We start from the raw sequence: 19262 nt of genomic DNA on the forward strand, positions 1-19262 counted from the left end.
CTTGCATCACAGAATTGAAGAAGCCGCCTTTTTGGGCGGCTTTTTTGTGTTTGGTAACACAGTGCATAGAGCTCAATTGAAGGTGTGCGCATAGCCGATAAACGGGCCGGACGAAGACAGATCTGCGCCAAACGGGCCGCCTGCGCGGCTGGTTTGGAAGTCGATATCATAGTGGCGCCAGCCAAAGACCAGAGAGGATCTGTCATTAAAGCGGCGCGCCACGCCGAGGGTCGCACTCCAGGCGAGGTCGTTGCCATTTGCACCAAAGCCGCTGGCATCCACCACAAAAGCGCCATCCCAGCCGTCGGCAAGCCCCCAGGTGAAACGGGTGGCCACAACCGGTTCCCACCACCGTTCGGTGCCCCCTGCATCGAGCGCGCCGCCAGAGCCAACAATGCTTTGGGTCAGACGGTTGTAGCGGGCCCCGCCTTGCACATCAAAAGCGTAGGGGCGGCCGTTGGCGAAGCTTCCAAGGGCAAGACGATAGCCCGCCATGAGGCTGAGCCAGGCCTGCGTTGATTCGACCTCCACGGAATTGCCTGCGAAGCCTCCTTCGGTTGCTGTCGCGCTTTCACTGAGGCCGATATAATGACCTTCCGCAATCAGACCAAAATTGCCCCGCCAAGCCTCAAACCGGCCAGTGGCGGTTAGGTCCAGATAATCGAGCGCATCGCCCAGATCGAGATCGACATCCGCTGCACTGCCATCAACCGTGACGGTGCCAGTGGTGCTCGTCGCAGCAAAAAGCGCGAGCGATCCGTGATATCGCCAACTGTCGCTGTCTGTCAGCACCAGTGGGTTTGCCACCGCCTGCTGACCAAGAATCACAAACCCCAAACCCAAAAACTTCAGATAACGCATCCAATCGATTCCCAATACAAAACCTCCCTTCAGCATAAGCACATTCCTTAAAAGGGAAATAAGAAACGAAAAACGCCATCAACGTGCGTTGACGATGCGCGTTCGCGATGATTGAGTGACGGCGGGCGGAAGACCGCTATGAGCGCGTGGATCAAAGACTTGGCTGACATCGTTTCCGGCACAGTAAACCCACCTTGGTATGTGAATGTCGCGTTTGATGGCGACGCTCCTCTGGGAGCGATTGAACTCGGTCTGGAGCAGAGCGATTTGATGAGGGTGTTGCGACGTGCCGATGGCAGCATTTCGTATATCCGCCCGCACATTTATACCAAAGGGATGGTGCTTAATCGCGCGGTAGTGACGGGGAAACACCTGTGGCGTATGCGTTATATACGCGCCGAATTTGCGGTGTCGGACACTTTTATGAGCCTGTTCAAGGCCCATAAACTTCAATTTCTTGAACAGGCTTACGCTGAAGAGCGCTGAAGCTTTTCAAATGCGCAACGTCGATGCTCTTCGACAGTTACTCTGACACGCTTCCCCCAACAAAAAACGCCGCCAACCTGCGTTGACGGCGTTTTTGATGGTGTGATTAGACTGGGATCAGAGATCCAGCTTTTTGCCTTTGATCGGCGCCCAGAGCTTTTTGTTGGTCAGGTAGAGCAATGTGCTCAGAACCACCAAGAACAGAACCCCAGTCAGACCCGCCTGTTTGCGTGCCATCATCTTGGGTTCCGCCGCCCACATCAGGAAGGCAGAGACGTCTTCGGCTTCGTGGTGCAGGGAGGTGGAGTGGCCGTCGGCATATTCCACATCCTCACCGTAAAGCGGTGGCGCCATGGCGATCCAGCCGCCCGGGAATGCGGTGTTTTCATAGAAGGTGGTGCCCGCTTCCTCTTTCTCCTCGCCGGTGTAACCGGTCAGGATGGAGGCGATGTATTCCGGGCCACCCATGCCTTTGACAAGCTGGTTGATGCCGGTGCCATAAGGGCCGGAGAAGCCTGCACGGGCTTTGGCCATCAGGCTGAGGTCCGGCGCGCTTTCCAGACCACTTTCTGGGAAGTGGTCGGTGGGTTTGCGCGGGCGATCCTCGTCCAGTTCTGCATCATAGATGTCAAACTGCGCCGCATAAGCACGCACCTGATCTTCGGGCAGGTGTGGGCCGCCTTCATCCGCCAATGTGCGCAGAGGCACATAGCGCATGCCGTGACAGGCAGAGCAGACTTCGGTGTAGACCTGAAGGCCGCGTTGCAGCTGGTTCTGGTCAAACTTGCCAAAGGGGCCTTCGAAGGAGAAGTCCACATCGTGAATGTGACCTGCGTCCCCTGCGGCCAGTGCGCCACCTGCCGAGAGGGACAAGGCAGCCAGTGCAGCCATGCTAAGTTTCTTAAGCATTATCCTGTGTCCTTCTTATTCGGCAGGCTGGAAGCTGGCGTCAGCTTCGTCGGCGGGCTTTGGTTTGTAATGCGCGTTGAAGTCATCCTCGATGGTGGCCGGCGGTGTGGTCGGCGTTTCGATGATGCCCAGCAGCGGCAGGATCACGAGGAAGTATGCAAACCAATAGGCCGAAGCGATCAGCGAGAAGGTTGCATAAGGCTCTTCTGCAGGCATGGCACCCAGCCACATCAGCACCACGAAGTCGACAACCAGGATCGCATACCACCATTTGAACATTGGACGGTAGCGGCCAGAGCGCACGCGGGAGGTATCGAGCCAAGGCACCAGCGCCATCACGATGATCGCAGCAAACATCGCCAGAACCCCGAAGAATTTCGCGTCGATGATGCCACCAGTGATCCAGCTTGCGAACATCACAACCCAAACGTCGGCAGTGAAGGCGCGCAGGATCGCGTAGAACGGCAGGAAGTACCACTCAGGCACGATGTGTGCAGGTGTCGCCAGCGGGTTGGCTTCGATGTAGTTGTCCGGGTGGCCGAGGTAGTTTGGCATGAAGCCAACAACCGCGAAGAAGATGGTGACCACAATTGCCAGACCCACGAGATCTTTGATCACGAAGTAGGGCCAGAACGGCAGCGTGTCTTTCTCGGCTTCTTCTTTGGAGCCGCGACGCACATCCACACCGGTTGGGTTGTTGTTGCCAGTGGTGTGGAACGCCCAGATGTGGACGATCACCAGTGCGGCAATCACAAACGGCAGCAGGTAGTGCAGCGAGAAGAAGCGGTTCAGCGTGGCGTTGTCCACCGCAGGGCCGCCGAGCAGGAAGGTCTGCAGGCTTTCCCCGACAAATGGGATCGCGCCAAACAGGCCGGTGATCACGGTTGCGCCCCAGAAGGACATCTGACCCCAAGGCAGAACGTAGCCCATGAAGCCGGTTGCCATCATCAGGATGTAGATGACCATGCCGACAATCCACGTGATTTCACGCGGGGCTTTGTAGGAGCCGTAGTAGAGGCCACGGAAGATGTGGATATAGACCGCAAAGAAGAACAGCGACGCGCCGTTCATGTGCAGGTAGCGCAGCATATGGCCCCCGTTCACATCGCGCATGATGTGTTCGATGGAGGCAAAGGCCATATCGACGTGCGGGGTGTAGTGCATCACCAGCACAATGCCGGTTACGATTTGCAGAGCGAGACAGAACGCCAGCACAATGCCCCAGATCCACCACCAGTTCAGGTTTTTGGGGGTTGGGATCATGATGGTGTCATAGAGCAGGCCAATCACCGGCAGGCGGCTTTCGACCCATTTTGTGCCCTTAGATTTGGCCTCGTAATGGTCGTGAGGAATACCAGACATGCGTGCGTCTCCTTAGCCTAGAACCAGTTCACTGCCCTCGAAACGGGCAACGGGAACATGGAGGTTTTCGGGAGCCGGACCTTTGCGGATCCGACCGGAGGTGTCGTAGTGGGAGCCGTGACAGGGGCAAAACCATCCGCCAAAGTCACCGGCGCCATCTCCAAGAGGCACGCAGCCAAGGTGGGTACAAACCCCCATCATCACAAGCCATTCACCGCTGTCATCCATCGCGCGGTTTTCATCCGCAGCGTCGGTGCCTGGTTTGTTAGCGTTTTGGCTGGTGGCGTCGATCGAAAGATCTTCCATGGTCACAGCGCGCGCATCGTCGATTTCGGCCTGCGTGCGGCGACGGATGAAAACCGGCTTACCAAGCCACTTGACCGTGAGCTGTGTGCCCGGCTCGATCCCGGCGGTGTCGACGCGGATCGAGGAGAGCGCGCGCACATCGGCGGAAGGATTCATCTGGTTCACGAGCGGCCAGACGGCGGCACCAGCGGTTACCGCACCCGCCCCTGCTGTGGCATAGTAGAGGAAATCTCTCCGGGTGCCTTCGTGATCTTCTGCGTGGGACACGAGTATTCTCCATTTAGCGACCGCACTGGGCGGCCTGAATAGCTATACGGCCGCGGATTCCCGCAGCTGATTGCGATCAATTTTTAGTCAAGGCGACGCTTTGCGTCCAGAAAACAAATGACCAAAGGTGGGGGACGCGTCCCTGTGTCGCGCTTCTTGCCGGGCTGCGCAGGCTCCGACCGCGCGGCGGCAGGGGTGACACGTGTATTTATGTGCGTTTTTGCAAAGCTCAAGAGGCCGCTCAAACCGCGTCGAGAGGCCACAGCAGCAGATTCGGTGCGTTTCCAATGGCCTGCCCAAATGCGCACAGAATCGCGTGACACTGGCTCGTTGCGTTCAAATTGGCTAGAGAAGCAAAAGCGCCCGACCGTAACTTTCGACCGTGGCCGGGCAAAAGGAGGTCCATCCGTTGATCAGCTTGAAAGATCTGGAATTTCTGACCTCGCTGGCCCGGCATGGGCATTTTGCGCGCGCGGCAGAAGATTGCGGCGTGTCGCAGCCGGCCTTCAGCATGCGGATTCGCAAGCTCGAAGAGCGGTTGAACGCAGCGATTGTGAAACGCGGCAATCGATTTCAGGGCTTCACTCCGGAAGGCGACGCGCTGATGCGGCATGCGCGCAAGATCATGGACGGCGTGAAACTGATGGAGGAAGAATTCCGGTCTGCGAGCGGTGAGGTCACCGGGCAGCTGTCCCTCGGGGTGATTCCCACGGCGGTTGGTTTCGCGGCGGAGGCTGTTGGGCGTCTGCGTGCTGAACATCCGGGAATCACTGTGCGCTTGCAGACGGCCTCCTCTCTGACGATCCAGCAGGGTTTGGAAAAACGCGTTTTTGATGCCGGAATTTCTTACGGGGAGGGCGTGTCACCGGAAATGATGCGGGTGGAAGCGCTGTATGACGAGCGGTATGTGCTGCTTGCCCCAAAATCCTTGGCCCCGCGTCAAAGCGGAGAGGCGAGCTGGGCTGAGGCGGCGGAATTGCCGCTCAGCCTGCTGGAGCCAAGCATGCAGAACCGGCGCATTCTGGATTTGGTTTTTCGGGAGGTGGGCGCACTGCCGAAGGTGGTGGCGGAGACGGGGGAATTCACCTCTTCGATGCTGATGGCCGCGAGCGGTGTTGCGGCAACCGTGGTTCCCGAAGGATTGCTGAACAGCCTGGGGAAAATGCCCGGCATTGTAGCCCTGCCCCTGAGCGAGCCACCGTTGGAAAAAGACGTGAGTTTATTGACCCCACACCGCTTGCCTGGCCTGTCGACGGTGGAAGCGCTGCGGCGCGTTCTTGCGCTCGAAAATTGATAAGCAAAACTTATCTAAACATAAAAAATGCCTGATTGATTATCACCCTTCGTGATGCCACCTTGAGCCATCTAGTAGGGAGAGCACTATGGTACCGCTGGACGACTCCAAAGGCGTTTGGAAGAAAAAAGGCACCGGGAAATCACGTCGCACACCAAAGGGGCGACAGGTCGATGATGTGGCACTGCACGAGGTGCAGGCATTGCTGGGCGACAGCCCGCGCCGCCGCGATCTGCTGATTGAATTTCTTCATCTTATTCAAGATCGTTATGGGCATTTGTCAGCCGCGCATCTGCGCGCATTGGCCGAAGAGATGCGGCTGGGACAGGCAGAGATTTATGAGGTTGCGACATTCTATGCGCACTTCGATGTGGTGGCCGAAGATGAGACCCCGCCCCCTGCACTGACGATTCGCGTGTGTGATTCGCTGTCTTGCGAACTGGCCGGAGCCGAGCAGCTGCGCAAAGCGCTCGAAATTGGCATGGACCCATCCGAGGTCCGCGTGCTGCGCGCGCCCTGCATGGGCCGCTGTGACACAGCCCCTGTCGTCGAAGTGGGCCACAACCACATTCTGCACGCCACCCATGAAAAGGTGAATGCCGCGATTCATGCCGGGGAAACCGATCCGCAGATCGGTGATTACCAAGGCCTGGCGGAATATAAGGCTGATGGCGGCTATCAGACCCTGCGCTCCCTGCGTGAAAACGGCAATTGGGAAGAAGTGCAGGAGCAGATCAAAGAGGCTGGCCTGCGTGGTCTTGGTGGTGCGGGCTTCCCCTCTGGCACCAAATGGGGCTTTGTGCGTGCCAACCCCGGCCCCCGCTATCTGGCGGTGAACGGCGATGAGGGCGAGCCCGGCACCTTCAAAGACCGTCACCATCTGGAGCGCAACCCGCATATGTTCCTTGAGGGCATGCTGATTGCGGCCTGGGCTGTGGAAGCGGCGACCTGCTTTATCTACATGCGTGACGAAAACCCCGGTGTGATCAAGATCCTGAAGAAGGAGATCGCGCATCTGGTGGCAGAAGGCATTGTGGCCGAAGGGTACATCGACGTGCGCCGCGGCGCAGGTGCGTACATCTGCGGCGAAGAAAGCGCGATGATCGAATCGATCGAAGGCAAGCGTGGCCTGCCACGTCACCGCCCGCCATTTGTGGCGCAGGTTGGCATCTTCAACCAGCCAACCCTCGTGCACAATGTGGAGACGCTTTACTGGGTGGCGCGGATTGCCCGTTTTGGCCCTCAGGTGCTGAATGCGGTGGAAAAGAACGGCCGTAAGGGTCTGCGCAACTACTCCGTTTCCGGCCGTGTGGCGGAACCCGGCGTTTACCTGTTGCCGGCTGGCTCCACCATTGATGACATCATCGAAGCCGCAGGCGGCATGGCAGAGGGCCATGTGTTCAAAGCCTATCAGCCCGGCGGCCCCTCCTCCGGTCTGTTGCCTGCAACGCTGAATGATGTGCCGCTGGACTTTGACACGCTGCAACCCCATGGCACCTTCATCGGGTCTGCCGCTGTGGTTGTGCTGTCTGATCAGGACAGCGCCAAAGATGCGGCGCTCAACATGCTCAAATTCTTTGAGGATGAGAGCTGTGGCCAATGTACCCCCTGCCGCACCGGCTGTGAAAAAGCGGTGAAGCTGATGCAGGCGGAAAGCTGGGATCAGCCACTTCTGGAAGATCTGTGTCAGGTGATGGGCGATGCCTCCATCTGTGGTCTGGGGCAGGCGGCCCCCAACCCGATCCGCCTTGTGATGAAACACTTTGGGGAGGAGATCTGAGATGGCTGACGGCGCACAACTGAACATGGTGACCTTTTCCCTGAACGGCAAAGATGTGACCGTGCCGGAAGGCACAACGATCTGGGACGCGGCCAATGGCGACGGCTTTGTGATCCCGCACCTGTGCCACAAACCGGCCAAGGGCTATCGCCCCGATGGCAACTGCCGCGCCTGTGTGGTGGAAGTGGAAGGGGAGCGCACGCTTGTCGCTTCATGCATCCGCCCCGCCAGCGACGGCATGGTGGTGCACACCGAAAGCACCCGCGCCAAGAAGGCGCGCGAGATGGTGATCGAACTTCTGGCGGCAGATCAGCCAGAAGTGAAGCATGACGCCTCCAGCCATTTTTCCAAGATGGCCGAGCAGGTGGGCGTGGACCAGTCTCGTTTCCCCGCAAAAGCGCCAGACACGGTGCCTTTGCTGGATGCCTCGCATGTGGCGATGAATGTGAACCTTGATGCCTGCATCAACTGTAACCTTTGTGTGCGCGCCTGCCGCGAGGTTCAGGTGAATGATGTGATTGGCATGGGCGGTCGTGGCAGCACCTCCAAGGTGATCTTTGATCAGGATGACGCCATGGGGGCCTCCAGCTGTGTGGCCTGCGGTGAATGTGTGCAGGCCTGCCCAACGGGCGCCCTGATGCCGGCCACCATGCTGGACGAAAATCAGGCCGGTGACAGCGCCGATTTTGACCGCGAAGTTGAAAGCGTCTGCCCCTATTGCGGGGTTGGCTGCCAGATCAAATTCAAAGTCAAAGACGACAAGATCCAATATGTGGAAGGCATTGACGGGCCAGCCAATGAAAACCGGCTCTGCGTCAAGGGCCGCTTTGGATTTGACTATATTCACCACCCGCACCGTTTGACCAAACCGCTGATCCGTCGCGAAGACGCGCCAGCCAAGGGTCTGAACGTGGATCCGGGCAATCTGATGACCCATTTCCGCGAAGCAAGCTGGGAAGAGGCGCTGGATTTTGCCGCCGGTGGCCTGGCGAAGCTGCGCGCCGAAAAAGGGACCAATGTGGCCGGGTTCGGCTCTGCCAAATGCTCCAACGAAGAAGCCTATCTGTTCCAGAAGCTGATCCGTCAGGGCTTTGGTCACAACAACGTGGACCACTGCACCCGCCTGTGTCACGCCTCCTCGGTGGCGGCGCTGATGGAGAATGTGGGCTCTGGCGCGGTGACGGCGACGTTTAATGAAATCGAGAACGCCGATGTGGCGATCGTGATCGGCTGTAACCCGGTGGAAAACCACCCGGTCGCAGCGACCTATTTCAAACAGTTCGTCAAACGCGGCGGCAAGCTGATTGTGATGGACCCACGCGGCCATGGCATGAAACGCTTTGCCACCCATATGCTGCAGTTCAAACCCGGCGGGGACGTTTCGATGCTCAATGGCATCATGAACGTTATCGTCGAAGAAGGGCTGTATGACCGTCAGTACATCGAGGCCTACACCGAAAACTGGGAGGCCATGAAAGAGCATCTGAAGGACTATACCCCTGAAAAGATGGCACCGATCTGTGGCATTGAGCCTGATACGCTGCGCGAGGTGGCCCGCACCTTTGCTGGTGGCAAGGCCGGGATGATCTTCTGGGGTATGGGCGTCAGCCAGCACATTCACGGCACAGACAACGCCCGCTGCCTGATCAGCCTTGCGCTGATGACCGGTCATGTGGGGCGCCCGGGTGCCGGTCTGCACCCGCTGCGCGGGCAGAACAACGTGCAAGGGGCCTCTGATGCGGGTCTGATCCCGATGTTCCTGCCTGACTATCAGTCGGTGATGGATGATGGTGTGCGCTCTGCCTTTACCGAGGTTTGGGAAAGCGAAGACTTCTCCAACCAGAAGGGTCTGACCGTTGTGGAGATCATGGATGCGATCCATGAGGGCGACATCAAAGGCATGTATATTCTGGGCGAAAACCCGGCCATGTCCGACCCGGATGTGGATCACGCCCGTGATGCGCTGGCGATGCTGGATCATCTGGTGGTGCAGGACATCTTCCTGACGGAAACCGCCAACTACGCCGATGTGATCCTGCCAAGCTCTGCTTGGTATGAGAAATCCGGCACGGTGACCAACACCAACCGTCAGGTTCAGATGGGCCGCCCTGTCACCCCGCCTCCGGGCGAGGCCAAGGAAGACTGGTGGATCGAAGTCGAGCTGGCGAAACGTCTGGGTCTGGACTGGAGCTACACCCACCCCAAAGAGGTGTTTGCAGAGATGAAGCTCAACATGGGCTCTCTGAACAACATCACCTGGGATCGACTGGAAAAGACCGCTGTGACCTATCCGTCGCTCACCCCGGAAGATCCGGGTCAGGCGATTGTGTTTGGCGATGGCTTCCCACGGGCCGAAGGGCGCGCGCGGTTTGCGCCGGCGCAGGTGATCTCGCCGGATGAGACGCCGGATGCGGAGTATCCTATGGTCTTGATCACCGGGCGTCAGCTGGAGCATTGGCACACCGGGTCAATGACCCGCCGCGCCAGCACGCTGGATGCGCTGGAGCCTGAGGCGAACTGTTCGCTGCACCCGGCGACCCTGCGCAAGCTGGGCGTGGAAGCCGGCGACTATGTGCGCCTGAGCACGCGGCGCGGCTCTGTCACCGTGATGGCGCGGGCGGACCGGGCTGTGGCGGAGGACAATGTGTTCCTGCCGTTTGCCTATGTGGAAGCGGCGGCGAACATCCTGACCAACGCGGCGCTGGATCCTTATGGCAAGATCCCGGAGTTCAAGTTCTCCGCCCTGCGCGTGGAGCGGGCAGAGAGCCCGACCATCGCGGCAGAGTAAGGCACGCCACAAAAGAAGGAGGCCGCGCTTCGGGAAGGAGCGCGGCCTTTTGCGTTTCTAGATCATCGTCCCAAAAATCTGTGGCGCTTGGTCTCTGCCAAAACGCAGGCGGCGAAGCCGACCAGCCCCCGACCCTCCCCGTTTTGCCGGAGGCAAACCTCTGGTTTTACGGGAGGGGGCTTCACCCCCACCCAGGGTCAGGGGCCGATCTATGTGACCCATTACAGTCGTTGCAGATTTGTTGGACGATGATCTGGAATGTGTCTCTCACATAGCAAAATCGTGCGCCTCTGGGGACACACGGAGGGGCGGACGGGCGATGCCCGGCGGCGCGCTGCGCCTTTGCTCCGGGCCAAAGCCAGTTCAGTCACAAGGCTCAGTCAGAGGGCATTGTGGCCTGCATGCTGTCGCGCTTGGCAAATTCCGCGTACCAGCCTGCGAGCCCGTCACGGCCCTGCCGCCAGTTGCGATCGCCATGGCGGAAATCGAGATAGCCCAGCGCACAGGCCACAGCGATCTGGCCCATGTCCAGCGGGCCAAACAGGTGGCTCATCCAACGTTCGTTGATGGCATCCAGCGCACCGGTGACCTTGCCCCACTGTGCCTCGATCCAAGCCTCAGAAACCATCTCCTCCGGGCGCACACGGCGCTCATAAACCGCCAGCACCGCCGCATCCAGAATGCCGTCTGCGGTGGCCTCCAGCGTGAGCACCTCCCACAGGCGGTCTTCTGGGTAAAGATCGGCCCCCGCGCGCGCCGCCAGATAGCGACAGATCACACGGCTGTCGTAGATCGCTGGGCCATCCGGGCGCACCAGTGCCGGGATCTTGCCCAAGGGGTTGGCCGCTGCGGCCGCATCGGCTGTGGCCACAGGCGTGGTTTTGACCCGCACCAGCTCCACATCATCGGTTTGTCCGGTCTCTGCCAGGGTGACATTCACCTTGCGCACAAAGGGCGAGGCCGGGGAATGGATCAGTTGCAACTTCGACATTGTTCACTCCGTATCAGGGTCTGCAAAGGGAGATTGCATCAACGCCGCAAGCTCCCGCGATTCGCTGCCAAAACCATAGGCCGCCATCTGTGACGCCGCTGCGTGGCGCACCTCGGCGGGTTTGTTTTGGCCGAGTTTCCATGTGCCCTGCACATCCTCGATGTGGAGGCGGAAGGGCAGGATCATGCGCAGTATGCGCTCAAACGCGCCTTCACTCATCTTGTCCCGTGTCCAGAGCGGCTTGGGGGTGAGCTCTGCCTCAAACTTGGCGGAGAGACGGTCCAACAGATCTGGCAAGGCCTCAGTGGAAAGTGGCTCCAACTGCCCGGTGAGATGCACCGCCACATAGTTCCATGTGGGCACCTGATCCGCCACGCCGTACCAGTCAGGTGAAACATAGCTGTCAGGCCCCGTCACGGCGAGGCGCGCTGGCACTGCGGATTTGGCTGCGCGCACCATCGGATTTGAGCGCACAAGGTGCAGATCGGCGTAGTCACCCGCCTCAGAAACCAGAAACGGCACATGGGACAGCAGGGGCGCGCCGTCCGCTGCGGAGAGCGCCAGCGTGCCAAAGCCGCGCCCGCGCGCGAAGGCGAGGTTTTTGTCAGGTGCTGTGCCGCGAAAGGCTGGGTTGGGGTGCATAAAAACCTCACGTCGTTCGTTGTGCGCGATGTTGCAAAGCTGACCCCATGTTGGCAAGGTGCCATCGTTCTCAGGGCGGGGTGAAATTCCCCACCGGCGGTATGCGGGCACGACCCGTAAGCCCGCGAGCGGCGTCTTTGTTTGGATACATCCACATCCCCAAAAGTGGGAACCGGTTTTGGGATAAGATGTGGCGCCAGAAAAGATGTGTCAGCAGATCTGGTGAGAGGCCAGAGCCGACGGTGATAGTCCGGATGGAAGAGAACGTGCGATGGGTGTGGCCGTGGGGCTGCGCCTCATGCGCGCGTAATCGCCTTGGGTGACGTGTCTGAACCAAAGGAGATTACGATGACACACACCCGATTTGCCTTCATCAAGGCACAATGGCATGCCGATATCGTCGATCAGGCGCTCAAAGGGTTTTGCGAGCTGATTCCAGAAGCCCAGGTGGATGTTTTTGACGTGCCCGGCGCGTTTGAAATGCCCCTGCTGGCGCGCGATCTGGCCGAAAGCGGCCAATATGGCGCAGTGGCCGCCGCCGCGCTGGTGGTGGATGGCGGGATCTACCGCCATGATTTTGTGGCCCAAGCCGTGGTGGATGGCTTGATGCGCGCCGGCCTGGACAGCGGTGTGCCCGTGCTGTCCGTGTCGCTCACGCCACACCATTTTCAGGAAACCGAGCACCATATGGCAATCTACAAAGCACATTTTGTGGAAAAAGGCCGCGAAGCCGCCCGCGCAGCACTCGGCATTCTGAAAACCCGAGAGTCGCTTCAGAAAGCGGCTTAAGGTTTTTCAATGTGCCCGCAGAACACTGTGGGCGCATCCCCCGCCTGCCAGACCGGCAGTTTGGGCATGATGTTGGCAAAAGCGTCAGACGCCAAGAACAGCGCCAGCCATTGGGCGAGGTTTGGCCCCGCCTCCGCATCAAAGCGGGCTTTGTCGATAAAGGCGAACTGGCGCACAAAGGGCAGGATCGCCATATCCGCCAAGCTCGGCTTGCCTCCAAACAACCAGCCGTCGCTCAGCTGTGCGTCCAATCCATTCAAGAACCCCATCGCGGCGGCGCGGCTCTCTTCGGGATCGGCGTCCGCATAACGCGTGTGATATTTGGTGCGGTCGAGCGCGCGTTTGAACGGGCCATCGGCCTCTTCAATCAGCGCAAAGCCAGCTTCTGGCATCGACAGCCACCCCTCGGGGTCCTTCTGGCGCAGCGCCCAGAGCATGACATCCAGGCTTTCATCAATCACCTCTGCGCCGTCTTTCAGACAAGGCACCGTGCCGCTGGGGGAGGTGTCCAGAAAGGCCGCCGCCTTGTCGCGCAACAGGATTTCTCGCAGCTCCACAGAGACGCCAGAGACCGCCACCGCCAGCCGCGCGCGCATGGCGTAAGGACAGCGCCGGAAAGAATAGAGAATCGGGGCCTCTGTCATGGTCTCACGTTTCCTCTTGCCCAAAATATCCCGGGGGACTCGCGCCTGCGCGATGGGGGCTGGCCCCCAATCTTACGATGCCAGCAGTTGCGTGCCTTGCACAGCGGTGATCGCCGCCGTGACAATCGCACCTTCCTGTTGCGGCGCGTCAAACTTCACCTCGGTGAACTGTTCTGTACGGCCCATATGGGCGTTTTCCATCAACACCTTATGGGTTTTTCCCAGCTGAGCAGCCAAATGCCGGGCCACCTTGGCCTCGCCTGCCGCGCGCAGCTCTGCGGCGCGGGCTTTGATCACCTTGCCATTCACCTGACTGGGGATTTTCGCCGCTGGCGTGCCTTCGCGTTTGGAATAGGGGAAGACATGCAGCCATGTGAGGTCGCAGTCCTCCACGAGCTTCAGTGAATTGGTAAAATGCGCGTCTGTTTCGGTGGGGAATCCTGCGATGATATCCGCGCCAAAAGTCATGGCGGGGCGCAGCTTTTTGGCCTCTTCACAGAATCGGATGGCATCATCGCGCAGATGGCGCCGCGCCATGCGTTTCAGAATCAGATCATCGCCATGTTGCAGGCTGAGATGCAGATGCGGCATCAGACGTGGCTCGGTCGCGATTGCCATCATCAGGTTTTCATCCACCTCGATACTGTCAATCGAGCTGATGCGCAGGCGGGGCAGATCCGGCACCAGTTTCAGAATGCGCATCACCAGATCGCCCAGCTTTGGCTGCATCGGTTGATCCGCGCCCCAGCTGGTGAGATCCACACCGGTCAGCACCACCTCGTTGAAGCCCTTGTCCACCAGCCGTTTGATCTGATCGACCACCACACCAGCAGGCACAGAGCGCGAATTGCCCCGACCGTAGGGAATGATGCAGAAGGTGCAGCGGTGGTCACAGCCGTTTTGCACCTGCACATAGGCGCGTGAGCGGGTGCCAAAACCGTCGATCAAGTGGCCAGCGGTTTCGGTGACCGACGTGATGTCGTCCACCTGCACCTTTTCGGTCTCGCCAATGAAGTCCGGGCCGCGGGGGCGGGCCATATCCTGCCATGTGCCGGGCTGCATCTTTTCGGTGTTGCCGACCACCTTATCGACCTCACCCATGGCGGCAAAGGTCTCCGGCTCTGTCTGAGCAGCGCAGCCGGTGACAATGATTTTGGCGTCAGGGTTCTCACGGCGCAGGCGGCGAATCTCCTGACGGCTTTTGCGCACCGCCTCGGCCGTAACCGCGCAGGTGTTCACGATCACGGCGTTTTCCAGCCCGGCAGACTGCGCCATGTCTTTCATCGCCTCAGACTCGTAAGAATTGAGACGACACCCAAGCGTGGTGAACTTTGGCGGGGCGACAGTCATTTGGTGCGCTCCAGAAAAGCGGCGGTGAATTCGCCGGTGAAGACATGTTCGGTTGCGCCCGTCATCCAGACGCCATCCTCAGCCCATTCAATCCAAAGCGTGCCCCCATCCAGATCAATCTGCACCTTGCGGCCTGTGAGGCCCCGGCGCGCGGCAGCCACGGCGGTGGCGCAGCTGGAGGAGCCAGAGGCCAGTGTGATGCCCACACCCCGCTCCCAGACCCGCATACGAATGTGATTCTCCCCCACAATCTGCGCGACCTGCACATTGGTACGCTCGGGATAGAGGGGATGGTGTTCATGCGCTGCGCCAAAAGCGGCCAGATCCACAGCGGTGACATCCTCAACAAAGAAAGTGCAATGAGGGTTGCCCATGCCTGTGGCGGTTGGCGCGCCTTCAATGGGCAGCTCCAGCGTGTCCATCTCATGGGAGAGGGGAATCTCGTCCCAGCTCAGCTGCGGATGGCCCATGTTCACGGAAACCAGCCTGTCACCCGCTTCGCGCGCAAACAATGTGCCGCGGTCTGTGGTGAGGGTCAGCGCGCTGGCGCCGGATTCGTCCATAAGATGGCGGGCAATACAGCGGGTGGCGTTGCCACAGGCCGCAGAAGTGGAGCCATCGGCATTATAAAACGTCAGATGCGCATCGGCGTTGCTGCCCGCAGCGCCATGGGTGATCACCGCAAGCTGGTCGAATCCCACAGCTTTCTGACGATGAGAAATCGCCATGATCTGATTTTCTGTCAGCGCAAAGGTGCGCGCGCGTGCATCCACCACGACAAAATCATTGCCGAGACCATGCATTTTCATGAAGGAAATAGGGGTTTGAGCACGTGTATCCATGGCGCGCATATACGCCCGCCACAAATTAATTTCCAGTGGTGCGATTTTTTTCTCAGAATCCGCTTGACCCCCCCCGTAGCTAACTCTAAAAGCCGCCCTCACAGAGTGGGCCGTTAGCTCAGTTGGTAGAGCAACTGACTTTTAATCAGTGGGTCGTAGGTTCGAATCCTACACGGCTCACCACTTTAACCGATTGATCGGTAAACGAAAAACCGGCAGCGATTTCGCTGCCGGTTTTCGCTTTTTAAAGGCACAGCGCCAACACGTTCTCCGCTAAGCCAGAGATCGCCCTGTGTGGCCACCTTACGTGCCGATGGGCACGAGGTGGTTGTCAAATTGCACTGGTTGCTGACGCACCGAGTCGCCCAGCGCGCCCACTGCGCCGGTGCCAGTGGTGAAAAAGAATCCCGCCGCTCGCGACCCGATTCCACAGACATCTTCCAGCTCCACCCCACGCAGAAAGGTGCCGCTGGCCAGGTCAAACACATGCACAACTCCACCACGTGGGGAGGTGATCGCCACCTCGCGGCCATCGCCAGAGATCGCCACACTGCCTGCATAGCCATCAAGAGCGCCGTGGAGGCGCTCAGGGGCCGCCAGCAGGGTGATGGGGCCGCCACGCCGGTGCAGGCCCAGCAGCGGCGGTGCGGCCCCCTCTGCACCCTGCCACTGCATTGCCAGCGCCACGGTTCCGTCGCTGTGCAAGGCGAGGTGGCGGATGGAGTTTTTGTGAAAGGCGACTGGCAGCGACGCGGTTTCAACAATCGCGCCGGAAAAATCCAGATAGGTAAGATTGGGGGCCATGGTCGGAATGTTGAGTTTGGCGCGGCCCATATCGGGATGGGTTTCAATGCCGCCATTGGCGACCACAAGGCTCTGCCCGTCTGGCATCAGCCGCATCTCATGCGGGCCAATGCCGCCCGAGGAGACCTCTCCAAGACGTTTGTAGCCCGCCGCCACATCCCAGACGCCAATCACGCCGAGACCGGCCTCATAGTCGTTCTCTGTGGTGAACAGCTGCGTGCCGTCCGGGGAAAACGCCCCATGGCCATAAAAGTGACGCCCCTCTGGCGCGTTGAGTCGGGCAAGCACGGTGCCATCGCGACAATCCAGCGCCAGCGCAAAGGTGCCGGGGCGGCGGGCGAAGGCGACCGCCTCCGCACGTGTGGGTTGCGCCGCAGCGGCATGACCGCGTGCGGGCAGAGGAATCGTGAAGCTGATGTCACCGGTCTCTGTCAGACCGGTGAGCACAAACTGCCCGTCCGGGGCGCGTGCGGCGGACAGAAAGGCAGGTGCGCCGACGCTCGCCCAGCCAGCGGAGGGCAAAAGACTGCTGGCGGCAAGTCCGGCCAGCACACGGCGTCGGCTGACCATTTTAATCGCCATCCAGCGCGTTAAACCCTGCGCTGACCCCCAAGGCCGGACCGAGTTCAAGCGTGGTGATGCCCCGCGCGCGGTTGATGTACTGTTGTAGAATTTCGACACGGAAACGGCCCTGCACCTCTTTCACACCGGCAAAGACAGGATCATTCTGCAAGTCCGTCGCCTGCTCCTGAATGAGCGCAAAGGCAGTGCTGTAGTCAGCGCGGATGGTGTCGCTCTCTGACGATAGAATGTGCGCCAGCTCTGCAAGGGCTGCGGTGGACACGGTCACATTGCGCAGGCTGCGGCCTGAGCGGCGCGCCTCTGCGCGGGTGGGGCGCGGCTTGTCAAAGGAGCCAAGCGGGCGGCCCAGTCGCACCTCAGCGTCAAATTGAAGCCCGGAATCCAGCGCCTTGTAGATCACCTGTAGCGACTCTGCGTCGGTTTCATAAGATCCGGCCTCTGACGGCTCTGTCAAAAGGGTGGCGAAGCCGTTCACCCAATCTGTATGGATCGCGCCTGAGGACAGAGCGATGTCGGCCGCAACACGGCGCACCAGAGCGCAGTGATAGTCAGCTGCGCCCAACGTGCTGATGCGGGGGTCATAAAGCAGCTGCTCGAGCGCGAAAAAGCCCCGCCCGGCGACAGAGACCGTTTGGAAGTCGGTTGCGTCCGCGATCACCGGATCCTCATCGGCAATCAGGCGACCCAGCGCTTTGGGGGTGAACCCTTTGGTGTCGGGCCAGAACGCCAGACCAAAGGCGCGCTCATCCACCTCAGTAGGGCCAAAACGCAGGTGACTGACGCCCATCCAGGCGTCAAACGCCGTGTGGAAGGCGGCGCGCAGCGGTTCTGAGGTGGGGCTGCACTCTGTCTCTGCGGCCGCACTCAGCGCCTGAGTGGTTGTTGCAAGCGCCTCAAACCCCGGCAGGATGTGCTGCGCCACCGCAGCCTCAACCAAGGCACCCTGATCAACACGCACAGCCTCTTGGGCAAAGGCAGGGGCCACGAGGGCAAAGCTGGCCACTAAAGCAAAGGATTTCAGCATCAAAGACTCTCCAGAAAACGGATCAGGGCGTCGCGGTCAGCGGGGGGCATGGCAATGACGCGCTCTTTCATCGGCTGCGCTTCGCCACCATGCCAGAGCACGGCCTCCAGCAGCGAGCGGGCACGGCCATCGTGCAGGAAGTCGCTGTGGCCAGAGACACGTTCGGTCAGCCCCACACCCCAGAGCGGGGGCGTGCGCCATTCGCGGCCTGTTGCACGGGCTTCGGGGCGGTTGTCGGCCAGATCCTCGCCCATGTCATGCAGCAACATATCCGTGTAGGGCCAGATCAGCTGAAAGCTCTGGGCGGGCTGATCAACAAGGCGGTGGGTGACATAGGCCGGGCGGTGGCAACTGGCACAGCCGGTGTCGTGAAAGACCTCTTTGCCGCGCAGCACTTCGGGGGCGTCCACATCGCGGCGCATCGGCACCGCGAGATTGGCGCTGTAAAAGGTGGTGAGGTCGAGCCCCACGTCATCCACCTCAAATACGCGCACATCTTTGTCGCCATGGATGGCGTTGACGCAGGCCTGCTGCGCCTCGGTGCAATCGCCGTGACCTTTGGTGAACAGCGGGCTGGAGATGCCGATGTCTGTGGCAAAGGCGCCAGCGGTTTGTTGGCGCAAGGTTGGGGCGCCTGCCTTCAGGCCGAACCGGCCCAGCATCGGGCGCTGAAACTCACGCGACCAGACGATATTGGCGCGGCCCGAAATGCCATCGCCATCCACGTCGTCAGGGTCTGTGTTGGCAAGAATATCCGCGGCGGGAATGGCCTCCAGCAGGCCAAGGCCAATCATCTGAGGGGCCACCCGCGCGCTGAACATCGTGTCGGGGTGGAAGTCCCCATAGCCCAGATCCTGTGCGGTGACGGTGGGGCGGCGCAGGGTGGCCACCTCGCCACCAGACAGCGCCACCTCAAAGGTTTCATAGGTGACTTCCAACCGCGCCTCTGCCGGTTGGCCGGGCAGGCTGAAATCCTGAATTTGGCGGCCATAGCTGGGCTCTGGCCGGGTGCCGACAAACGCAGCGATCTCATAGATCTGCTCTGCCTGTGTGCCGGGGATGGAGAGTTTCAGGGCGAAGGAAATGGCGTCATCTTCGGGGCCCTCGGGCGCATGGCCACGCCCCCCGCGCATGTGGCAGCTTTGGCAGGCGCGCGCGTTGTAGAGCGGACCGAGACCATCAGAGGCCAGCGTGGAGGTGGGAGAAGACACCCAAAGCTTGTCAAACATCGCCTCGCCAAGGCGGAAATCCAGCCCGGCGTCGATGTCGAGATTTGCGGAGGGCTGATCAAACACCAGATTGTCGCGGCGCACAGGCACGGAAGCTGCGCCACCGGGGCGGCTTTCAAATTTCTGAGGTTTGGAGAAATCAGTGGGCGGCGCCGTGACTTTGGCAATGCGCGCTGCCTCTTCGGCGGTGCGCGGCACAACGTTCAAATGTCGGTCATCCAGCTCTTGCGCGCCTGCTGTGCCCGCAAGGGTTCCGAATGCCGCGGCTAGAAGAAAAGGTTTGGCTGGCATCGTCGCTACAGAAAGAAAAGG

General features: G+C 60.1%; 17 protein-coding genes, 1 tRNA gene and 1 riboswitch. Of the genes, 6 read left to right on the forward strand and 12 right to left on the reverse strand.

The genetic code is table 11. The features are described from left to right. Positions 1-72 precede the first annotated feature (72 nt). Complete coding sequence (locus tag J7413_RS06170; protein ID WP_209097184.1) at positions 73-861, reverse strand: hypothetical protein; 789 nt, start codon at positions 859-861, stop codon at positions 73-75. A gap of 138 nt (positions 862-999) precedes the next feature. On the opposite strand from J7413_RS06170, the gene J7413_RS06175 reads away from it, so the two are divergent. Then, complete coding sequence (locus tag J7413_RS06175; protein WP_209097185.1) at positions 1000-1347, forward strand: hypothetical protein; 348 nt, start codon at positions 1000-1002, stop codon at positions 1345-1347. Positions 1348-1464: 117 nt separating this feature from the next. Here J7413_RS06175 and J7413_RS06180 read toward each other — a convergent pair whose 3' ends face one another. Genes J7413_RS06180 through petA form a run of 3 tightly spaced genes read right to left on the reverse strand, consistent with a single transcriptional unit; the run spans position 1465 to position 4191 of the window. Then, positions 1465-2256, reverse strand: a complete 792-nt coding sequence (locus J7413_RS06180) for a cytochrome c1 (protein ID WP_209097186.1) — start codon at positions 2254-2256, stop codon at positions 1465-1467. A 15-nt stretch (positions 2257-2271) separates the two neighbouring features. Further along, complete coding sequence (petB, locus tag J7413_RS06185; RefSeq protein ID WP_209097187.1) at positions 2272-3618, reverse strand: cytochrome b; 1347 nt, start codon at positions 3616-3618, stop codon at positions 2272-2274. A gap of 12 nt (positions 3619-3630) precedes the next feature. Then, entirely contained in the window at positions 3631-4191 is a 561-nt protein-coding gene (gene petA, locus J7413_RS06190; protein ID WP_209097188.1) for a ubiquinol-cytochrome c reductase iron-sulfur subunit, read from the reverse strand. A gap of 409 nt (positions 4192-4600) precedes the next feature. Between petA and J7413_RS06195 the strand changes: the two genes are divergently transcribed. The 3 genes from J7413_RS06195 (at position 4601) to fdhF (ending at position 10053) form a co-directional block, all read left to right on the forward strand. Further along, complete coding sequence (locus J7413_RS06195) at positions 4601-5485, forward strand: LysR family transcriptional regulator (RefSeq protein WP_209097189.1); 885 nt, start codon at positions 4601-4603, stop codon at positions 5483-5485. A gap of 88 nt (positions 5486-5573) precedes the next feature. Beyond that, on the forward strand, positions 5574-7265 hold the full coding sequence (locus J7413_RS06200) for an NAD(P)H-dependent oxidoreductase subunit E (protein WP_209097190.1): 1692 nt from the start codon (positions 5574-5576) through the stop codon (positions 7263-7265). A 1-nt stretch (position 7266) separates the two neighbouring features. Further along, positions 7267-10053 (forward strand): formate dehydrogenase subunit alpha, encoded by a 2787-nt coding sequence (fdhF, locus tag J7413_RS06205; RefSeq protein ID WP_209097191.1) that lies wholly within the window; start codon positions 7267-7269, stop codon positions 10051-10053. A gap of 376 nt (positions 10054-10429) precedes the next feature. Here fdhF and J7413_RS06210 read toward each other — a convergent pair whose 3' ends face one another. Together J7413_RS06210 and J7413_RS06215 are read right to left on the reverse strand one after the other, a co-directional pair. Continuing rightward, the gene (locus J7413_RS06210) at positions 10430-11035 is read right to left on the reverse strand and encodes a glutathione S-transferase (RefSeq protein WP_209097343.1); all 606 of its coding nucleotides are present in this window, start codon (positions 11033-11035) and stop codon (positions 10430-10432) included. A gap of 12 nt (positions 11036-11047) precedes the next feature. After that, complete coding sequence (locus tag J7413_RS06215; RefSeq protein ID WP_209097192.1) at positions 11048-11686, reverse strand: FMN-binding negative transcriptional regulator; 639 nt, start codon at positions 11684-11686, stop codon at positions 11048-11050. 62 nt (positions 11687-11748) lie between these two features. Next, positions 11749-11956: riboswitch (FMN riboswitch) on the forward strand. 78 nt (positions 11957-12034) lie between these two features. Between J7413_RS06215 and J7413_RS06220 the strand changes: the two genes are divergently transcribed. After that, positions 12035-12475, forward strand: coding sequence for a 6,7-dimethyl-8-ribityllumazine synthase (locus J7413_RS06220; protein WP_058238613.1), 441 nt, complete (start codon positions 12035-12037; stop codon positions 12473-12475). Here J7413_RS06220 and J7413_RS06225 read toward each other — a convergent pair. From J7413_RS06225 to dapF, 3 genes are all read right to left on the reverse strand, one after another. Further along, positions 12472-13119: a glutathione S-transferase gene (locus tag J7413_RS06225; RefSeq protein WP_209097193.1), complete on the reverse strand. Its 648-nt coding sequence runs from the start codon at positions 13117-13119 to the stop codon at positions 12472-12474. The genes J7413_RS06220 and J7413_RS06225 overlap by 4 nt on opposite strands. A 72-nt stretch (positions 13120-13191) precedes the next feature. Next, complete coding sequence (gene mtaB, locus J7413_RS06230; RefSeq protein ID WP_209097194.1) at positions 13192-14469, reverse strand: tRNA (N(6)-L-threonylcarbamoyladenosine(37)-C(2))-methylthiotransferase MtaB; 1278 nt, start codon at positions 14467-14469, stop codon at positions 13192-13194. Further along, positions 14466-15320, reverse strand: a complete 855-nt coding sequence (gene dapF / locus J7413_RS06235) for a diaminopimelate epimerase (RefSeq protein WP_209097195.1) — start codon at positions 15318-15320, stop codon at positions 14466-14468. The genes mtaB and dapF overlap by 4 nt, the downstream gene beginning before the upstream one ends. 98 nt (positions 15321-15418) lie before the next feature. On the opposite strand from dapF, the gene J7413_RS06240 reads away from it, so the two are divergent. After that, positions 15419-15494: transfer RNA gene (locus J7413_RS06240), tRNA-Lys, on the forward strand. A gap of 120 nt (positions 15495-15614) precedes the next feature. On the opposite strand, the gene J7413_RS06245 is transcribed toward J7413_RS06240, so the two are convergent. The 3 genes from J7413_RS06245 to J7413_RS06255 are packed head-to-tail and all read right to left on the reverse strand — an operon-like array spanning position 15615 to position 19241. After that, entirely contained in the window at positions 15615-16685 is a 1071-nt protein-coding gene (locus tag J7413_RS06245) for a DUF1513 domain-containing protein (protein WP_209097196.1), read from the reverse strand. 1 nt (position 16686) lies between these two features. Continuing rightward, positions 16687-17721 (reverse strand): imelysin family protein, encoded by a 1035-nt coding sequence (locus J7413_RS06250; RefSeq protein ID WP_209097197.1) that lies wholly within the window; start codon positions 17719-17721, stop codon positions 16687-16689. Then, entirely contained in the window at positions 17721-19241 is a 1521-nt protein-coding gene (locus J7413_RS06255) for a di-heme oxidoredictase family protein (protein WP_209097198.1), read from the reverse strand. Before J7413_RS06255 ends, J7413_RS06250 begins: the two co-directional genes overlap by 1 nt. Positions 19242-19262: the final 21 nt, after the last annotated feature.

It is taken from the genome of Shimia sp. R10_1 (assembly GCF_017744095.1).
Taxonomy (GTDB): domain Bacteria; phylum Pseudomonadota; class Alphaproteobacteria; order Rhodobacterales; family Rhodobacteraceae; genus Shimia.

Coding starts and splice junctions, on each gene's coding strand:
- mtaB (WP_209097194.1), bottom strand. CDS start 14,469: ATGACTGTCGCCCCGCCAAAGTTCACCACGCTTGGGTGTCGTCTCAAT.
- J7413_RS06225 (WP_209097193.1), bottom strand. CDS start 13,119: ATGACAGAGGCCCCGATTCTCTATTCTTTCCGGCGCTGTCCTTACGCC.
- dapF (WP_209097195.1), bottom strand. CDS start 15,320: ATGCGCGCCATGGATACACGTGCTCAAACCCCTATTTCCTTCATGAAA.
- J7413_RS06250 (WP_209097197.1), bottom strand. CDS start 17,721: ATGCTGAAATCCTTTGCTTTAGTGGCCAGCTTTGCCCTCGTGGCCCCT.
- fdhF (WP_209097191.1), top strand. CDS start 7,267: ATGGCTGACGGCGCACAACTGAACATGGTGACCTTTTCCCTGAACGGC.
- J7413_RS06180 (WP_209097186.1), bottom strand. CDS start 2,256: ATGCTTAAGAAACTTAGCATGGCTGCACTGGCTGCCTTGTCCCTCTCG.
- J7413_RS06170 (WP_209097184.1), bottom strand. CDS start 861: ATGCGTTATCTGAAGTTTTTGGGTTTGGGGTTTGTGATTCTTGGTCAG.
- J7413_RS06255 (WP_209097198.1), bottom strand. CDS start 19,241: ATGCCAGCCAAACCTTTTCTTCTAGCCGCGGCATTCGGAACCCTTGCG.
- J7413_RS06220 (WP_058238613.1), top strand. CDS start 12,035: ATGACACACACCCGATTTGCCTTCATCAAGGCACAATGGCATGCCGAT.
- J7413_RS06175 (WP_209097185.1), top strand. CDS start 1,000: ATGAGCGCGTGGATCAAAGACTTGGCTGACATCGTTTCCGGCACAGTA.
- petB (WP_209097187.1), bottom strand. CDS start 3,618: ATGTCTGGTATTCCTCACGACCATTACGAGGCCAAATCTAAGGGCACA.
- J7413_RS06215 (WP_209097192.1), bottom strand. CDS start 11,686: ATGCACCCCAACCCAGCCTTTCGCGGCACAGCACCTGACAAAAACCTC.
- J7413_RS06245 (WP_209097196.1), bottom strand. CDS start 16,685: ATGGTCAGCCGACGCCGTGTGCTGGCCGGACTTGCCGCCAGCAGTCTT.
- J7413_RS06200 (WP_209097190.1), top strand. CDS start 5,574: ATGGTACCGCTGGACGACTCCAAAGGCGTTTGGAAGAAAAAAGGCACC.